Here is a 6,547-nt window from a genome sequence, read left to right on the forward strand (position 1 = left end):
TCGCAGCCGGTCAACTCATTTCTCAATAAATATTTTTTGGGCACTTTTTCGCCATTTTTAGAAGAATTTGTTCTATTTTTCAAGCACTTAGCTCATTATTTTTGTGGTTTTGGATGTTTTTTGCCGAAACTTGGGTTAGAATAAATTTTTCTTTTTGCTTAAACCCCTCTACGGCTAAAGCCGCATCTCCCCTTGTCAGGGGAGAATTTCTTCGATTTAAAACTAATAGAGAAAATTCTTTTCTTTTATTTTTCTTTCAAATCTGCTTTCACTTCCCCCTGTCAAGGGGGATCAAGGGGGTTAATGTTTTCATCAACTGCTTGCGTGTTTGTCTCAAATATGAGTGTTTCATTTGGATAAATTTTTCCTCGTTCAGGAGTGAACGAGATACAAAACTTGCTGAGAAGCTGATTCGCTGAAAGAATAAAAGAAAAACCCTCTTTAATTCTCCCTTACAAAGGGAGACAATTTGGAAATGGAAGAATGTCGCTGAAAGAATTATGTTCATTGGCTGAAATGCTACTTCTTCATCGCTCTAATTCTTCGTAGTCCTTTTTCCTTGAGCTGACGAACTCGTTCCCGGGAAATATTCATCTCTGTGGAAATTTCTTTTAATGTCAGTTCATTTTCATATAGCAGTGTTAAAACTTGTTTTTCTTCTTGCGGCATATCTTGTGGCAGGTCGATTCTGGTAGTTTTTGGTGTTTCAACAGCTTTTTTATCTTGAGTTATTTCTTCGTTCAATTCACCGGAATGCAGAGAAGTTTTGGTTTCTTTTTCCAAAGCTGCTATGATGTATTTTTTTATCCAGTAGCTGGCATACGTGCTGAATTTTGTGCCTTTATCGTCCTCAAATTTATCGGCAGCTGTCAGAAGTCCGATCATGCCTTCCTGCTCCAGGTCTTCGTGAGGAACGCCGTATTTATTGTATTTAGCAGCGATGCTGCGAACCAAGGGCAGGTATTCAACTACAATTTTTTCTTTGTTCATATCAAATTATTTTCGGAATTGTAATCACAAAAGTTGTTCCCTCACCTTTCACGCTTTCCACTTCAATCTCACCTTTGTGAAGATTTATGATGTGCTTCACGATGGAAAGACCCAAACCAGTTCCACCCATGTGGCGGGAACGAGATTTATCGACCACATAAAATCTTTCGAAAAGTCGGGAAAGATGTTTTTCTTCGATACCCATTCCTGAATCGGAGATTTTTAGAATGAAATCGGATTTATCTTCCAGAACTTCTATTTTAACTTCACCTTCTTCAGTGTATTTGATAGCGTTATCTATCAGGTTGATAAGTACTTGCTCGATCTTGAAACGATCTGCCTGGAAGTAACTTTTTTCGGTTTGAACTGACGTGATGAATTTGAGTTTTTTGCTATTTATTCGATGTTCAAAAATGTGTTTTAGATTTTGCAGCATATCTTCGATAACGATGTTTTCCAATTCGATCGAGCGATCATGTTCCAAACGGGAAAGTGTAAGAAGATCGTTCACAATGCGAATCAACCGATCTGTATTGCGCTTTATCACGATTATATAATTCTGCTGCTCCTGGCTGAGTTCTTCTTCAAATGTTTCCAGGTAACCTTTGATGGAAGTGAGAGGAGTGCGAAGTTCGTGTGAAACATTCAAAATAAAATCTTTTTTAATAGTTTCCAGTTTGCGGATTTCGGTAATATCGTACAAGATGAAAACAGTTTCTTCAGTTAGTGCAGAATAGGATGTACTGCAGAGATAATGCTTGTCTTCCAGATTTATATCTTCGGTAATGCTGTCAGGATTTTTGAAAATTCGATCTGCAACTTCGTAAAGTTCTTTCAGTCGAATCACGTTCCAGAAATACTGATCTTTTACCTGCTGCTGATCCACCAGATCATTGAAGCTCTGATTGGATATGGTGATGAACCCCTTTTTGTTTTGTATCCAGATCGCTTCTTTTATCGATTCGATTATCGTATTGAATCCTTCTTTTTGTTTGGAAAGCTTTTCTTCATATTTCTGCAAGCGTTCCAGAAGAATATTCAAATTTCTAAAAGTCTCAGCAAATTCCTGGCGAGTTATTTCGGAAAGCTCTTCAGCTTCATTTTTAGTGATTTTTGCAATTTGAGATGTAATTTTTTCTACTGGTTTCAGGATAGATCTTAAATAAAAATAGATGATAAGAACACAAATAATAGAAGCAAGTAACGTGATGATGAAAAATGTGAGAATATCAAGCTGGTACGAATCTATCAGCAAGATAAATACTGTGAAACTTGCGAAGATAATTGCCAGATTCTTGAAAACTCTTCTGAAAATATTCATGTTATTCTTCTATCTTGTAGCCGACTCCACGCACATTTTTGATTAATCTTGCTGCCTCACCCAGTTTTTCTCGCAGATTCCGCACATGAACATCTACAGTTCTATCCACGACGATCTTGTCATTTCCCCAGAGGTGATCTAAAATCTGATTGCGTGAAAAAACCCAGCCAATACGGGTTGCCATCAGCTTTAGTAGTTTGAATTCTGTGGGTGTAACATCGATTTTTTTATCATCGACCAGCACTTTGAATTTGAGTAGATCAAGCTTTAATATTCCACCGATCGTGATAGATTTTTTTGCTTCTTCTTTTACTTTGCCACGGCGCAGAACAGCTTTTACCCGAGCTACTAATTCTCTGGGAGAAAAAGGTTTAACCACATAATCATCAGCACCAAATTCCAAGCCGAGAACTCGATCGGTTTCATCGCCTTTGGCTGTAAGCATTATGATTGGTATTGATGAAAAATGTTCATCTTTTTTCAGTTCTTTGCACACGTCGAAACCATCTGCATCGGGCAGCATCAAATCTAAAATTATAAGATCAGGAATTTTTTTCTGCAGGAACTTATGCAGTTCATCTGCAATTTCAAACTGCCTTTTTTCAAAACCTGCTTTTTTCAGATTGATCGCAACCAGATTTAGAATATCAGGTTCATCATCTACGATCGCAATGAGTTTTTTCATATCAAATCCTTTTTCTCAATTATCCTTCGATAAAATTCAGCTTTCGCTGAATCACTTTCATCCTTCGTAGTACTACGGAGAACGGACAGGATGACAATTCCGAATTCACATTTTACCAATGTCATACTAAGTAGTTTCGAAAAAATTTGAAACGTATCGAAGTGTAGAAATTTCTGAAGAATTATTAAACATTATTTTTTTATTTTCCATTCTTCTTTTTCTGCAGTCTTGCCCAGGTGTCCCGCAGGGTAACAGTTCTGTTGAAAACGGGATTTTCCATTGTACTGTCTTTATCGACGCAGAAATATCCCAGACGTTCAAATTGACAGCGATAACCGGCTTCTTTTGCTGCCAGGTTTTTTTCCAGTTTACAGTTTCTCAAGATTTTTAATGATTCAGGATTTATAAAATCCAAGAAAGTTTTTCCTTCGGGAAGATCGTTCGTATCTTCCACAGTAATCAATCTATCATAAAGCCGAACTTCTGCATCGACTACATCAGTTGCAGAAACCCAATGCAAGGTTGCTTTCACTTTTCTGCCGTCGGGAGATTTACCGCCTTTTGTAGCAGGATCGTAAGTACAATGCAATTCAACGATATTTCCATCATTATCTTTTATAACTTCATTACAGGTAATAAAATAAGCATAACGAAGCCGCACTTCCCTTCCGGGAGCTAAACGGAAAAATTTCTTAGGTGGTTCTTCTATGAAATCAGCTTTTTCCAGGTAAATTTCCCTTCCAAAAGGAACCAGGCGAGTTCCGGCAGATTCATCTTCAGGGTTGTTTACAGCTTCCAGTTCTTCTATCTGATTTTCAGGATGATTTGTAATGACAACTTTTAGCGGATCAATGACTGCCATCATGCGGGGTGAAGTTTTGTTCAGATATTCCCGGATCGTATATTCTAAAAGTGCATAATCTACCACGTTGTGAGCCTTAGATAAGCCTACTTTTTCCACAAAGTTCTGAATCACTTCGGGTGGAACTCCGCGACGACGTAATCCGCTCAAAGTAAGAAGTCTGGGATCATCCCAGCTTTTAACGATGCCTTCTTCCAATAAAGTGAGAAGTTTTCTTTTGCTCAAAACTGTATAATTCATGTTCATTCGGGCAAATTCGATCTGGGTAGGATGGAAAACATCCAATTGCTCTAAATACCAGTTATAAAGCGGACGATGAGCCTGAAATTCCAGAGAACAAAGAGAATGCGAAATTCCTTCGATGGAATCTTCCAAACCGTGTGCCCAGTCATAAAATGGATAGATGCACCACTTGTTGCCGGTGCGGTGATGTTCAGCATGACGAATACGATACATCAGCGGATCACGCAGCAGCATGTTGGGAGAAGTCATGTCAATTTTAGCACGTAAAACATGTTCGCCGTCTTCAAATTCACCGTTCTTCATTTTTTCAAATAGTTCCAGGTTTTCTTCGATGCTGCGTTCACGAAATGGACTGTTCTTACCCGGTGTTTTTATTGTTCCACGATTTTCGCGAATTTCTTCTGCAGATTGGCTGTCTACATAAGCTTTTCCTTTTTTTATCAGTTCAACAGCATATTCACACATTTTATCGAAATAATCGGAGGCGAAGAATAATCTGTCTTCCCAATCCGCTCCCAGCCAGGCGATGTCCTTGATTATTCCGTTCACATATTCTGTGTCTTCCGTTTCCGGGTTGGTGTCATCGAATCTCAAATTGAACTTCCCACCATATTCCCTGGCGATATTGTAATTAGTTAAAATCGCTTTGGCATGACCGATATGCATCAATCCATTTGGCTCCGGTGGAAAGCGTGTGTGAACTTCTTTATAATTTCCGCTTTTCAGATCTTCATCGATGATCGTGCGGATAAAATCCTTTGTTTCCAAATTTTCGTTTGATTCAATTTTGCTCATCAAATTCTCCTTTTATTTATCTTTACTTAATAACCCTCAGACCAACATCAAAATGTATAGTTACATTTAGGTGTTGGTCAGCTCCCTTCAAAGGGAGCGAATAAGGAAGAAGTAATCTGCATACTTTCCTTATTCTCCCCCTGACAAGGGGGAATAAAATTTATCCCGTGGAATCCTATGGATATTCCACTGGGAGGGGGGTCATGAAGTTTGTTGCAAATTTCAAAATTTATCATCTCTCCTTTTATTTACGGAATAAATCACTTAATTTATTATAAATATTAATTATAATCAGTTCAGGATTCACATGTCCTTCAATTTTTTTCTGCATCATTTCCAGATGTTCGATGAAATCTGTAGCATAATCATCGATATTCGGATTCATTTCATATAAAGCTTCCAGAAGGTCAGGTTTATCCAGGTTGATGATCTCATCGGGATAATTTTGAAAATAAGAAATATCTGTAATCCAGATGATGAGGTGTGAAATGATCTCGCTGAGAATATTGGAAGATTTACTGCTGCGATATCCAGCTGCAAATTCGATAAATTTCAGATCATCTTTTGCCAACACCATTTTGATCAGTTCCAGAGTTTTTTCTCTGGATTGAATTCTGCCTTCATCTGCCAGACGCAGAGCTTTTTCCAGGCTGCCGTTAGCAATTCTGGCATACATTTTTGCTTCCACGTCATCTAAGTCGGGATTCTCAGCCAGTTTATCTTCTATCATTTTTTTGGGAATAGATCGGAAAGGAATTTGCTGACAACGTGATAAGATGGTCGGCAACAGAGAGTTCGGCTTGGAAGTCGTCAAAATTATTACGGTATCGGAAGGTGGTTCTTCCAAAGTTTTCAGGAAGGCATTTGCTGCCTGGATCGTCATTTCATGGGCATCTTCGATGATGTAAACTTTATATTTTCCTTCATTTGGGGAAAGCGAAATTCTGTGCTCCAGATAACGTATGCTTCCGATCCTGATATTGGTATTTGCTGAAAAGAAAAATTCCTTCCAGGCATCACTTTTTTTATTTTCAATATAAGCTTTATGTTCTTCCAGCATTTTATTGGATTTTATTTTTCCTTCTAAAGAAATATCCAAATTAGGAGTTGGAAAAACAAAGATAAAATCAGCATGATTAAAGTTCAAAAATTTCTGACAGGAATTACAAATACCGCAAGGTCGTTTTTCTGCCGTAGAAGTACAATTTAAAGCCATTCCAAAAAGATGAGCTGTAGAGAATTTGCCGACCCCTTCCGGGCCATAAAACAGATAACTATTTGCTATTCTGTTATTCTCGATTGCGTGTTCCAGTATTGAGATAGCTTTTTCCTGTGCCAGAATATTTCGAAACATTTTTTATCCTTTATCTTCAATTATCTTCTTAATGAAAGGACTTTCAAAATCTTCTGCTAAAATGTCCAGCAGGATTTCATCATATTTCTTCCCGCCCATTATTATTGCCTGTCTTCTGCGGCCAATTTCTTTAAAGCCAACTTTCTTATAACTTTTTAAAGCCCTTTCATTGAAACTGAAAGTCTCCAGCATAATGTTATTCAAATTCAGAATATTGAAACCATAATCCAAAAGTAAGGAAAGAGCTTCGGATCCGTATCCTTTTCCCCAGTAATTTTTGTTGCCGATAAAGATTCC

6 protein-coding genes are annotated in these 6,547 nt (G+C 37.8%); all 6 read right to left on the reverse strand.

Annotated features, from left to right (window positions below):
* Window positions 1–519: 519 nt before the first annotated feature.
* Window positions 520–990 (reverse strand): sigma-70 family RNA polymerase sigma factor, encoded by a 471-nt coding sequence (locus K9N40_12800; protein MCF7815346.1) that lies wholly within the window; start codon window positions 988–990, stop codon window positions 520–522.
* Between the two features lies 1 nt (window position 991).
* The gene (locus K9N40_12805) at window positions 992–2,311 is read right to left on the reverse strand and encodes a cell wall metabolism sensor histidine kinase WalK (protein MCF7815347.1); all 1,320 of its coding nucleotides are present in this window, start codon (window positions 2,309–2,311) and stop codon (window positions 992–994) included.
* Between the two features lies 1 nt (window position 2,312).
* Window positions 2,313–2,996, reverse strand: a complete 684-nt coding sequence (locus K9N40_12810; GenBank protein MCF7815348.1) for a response regulator — start codon at window positions 2,994–2,996, stop codon at window positions 2,313–2,315.
* Window positions 2,997–3,195: 199 nt separating this feature from the next.
* The gene (locus tag K9N40_12815; GenBank protein MCF7815349.1) at window positions 3,196–4,896 is read right to left on the reverse strand and encodes a glutamine--tRNA ligase/YqeY domain fusion protein; all 1,701 of its coding nucleotides are present in this window, start codon (window positions 4,894–4,896) and stop codon (window positions 3,196–3,198) included.
* Between the two features lie 244 nt (window positions 4,897–5,140).
* The gene (holB, locus tag K9N40_12820; protein ID MCF7815350.1) at window positions 5,141–6,250 is read right to left on the reverse strand and encodes a DNA polymerase III subunit delta'; all 1,110 of its coding nucleotides are present in this window, start codon (window positions 6,248–6,250) and stop codon (window positions 5,141–5,143) included.
* A 3-nt stretch (window positions 6,251–6,253) separates the two neighbouring features.
* Window positions 6,254–6,547: GNAT family N-acetyltransferase (locus K9N40_12825; GenBank protein MCF7815351.1), on the reverse strand; the 294-nt coding region annotated here is incomplete at its 5' end.

The organism is Candidatus Cloacimonadota bacterium (assembly GCA_021734245.1).
In the GTDB taxonomy this organism is placed as follows: domain Bacteria; phylum Cloacimonadota; class Cloacimonadia; order Cloacimonadales; family TCS61; genus B137-G9.

Excerpts from the sequence above, each read along its gene's own strand:
- K9N40_12800 (MCF7815346.1), bottom strand. The coding sequence starts at position 990 with ATGAACAAAGAAAAAATTGTAGTTGAATACCTGCCCTTGGTTCGCAGC.
- K9N40_12805 (MCF7815347.1), bottom strand. The coding sequence starts at position 2,311 with ATGAATATTTTCAGAAGAGTTTTCAAGAATCTGGCAATTATCTTCGCA.
- K9N40_12810 (MCF7815348.1), bottom strand. The coding sequence starts at position 2,996 with ATGAAAAAACTCATTGCGATCGTAGATGATGAACCTGATATTCTAAAT.
- K9N40_12815 (MCF7815349.1), bottom strand. The coding sequence starts at position 4,896 with ATGAGCAAAATTGAATCAAACGAAAATTTGGAAACAAAGGATTTTATC.
- holB (MCF7815350.1), bottom strand. The coding sequence starts at position 6,250 with ATGTTTCGAAATATTCTGGCACAGGAAAAAGCTATCTCAATACTGGAA.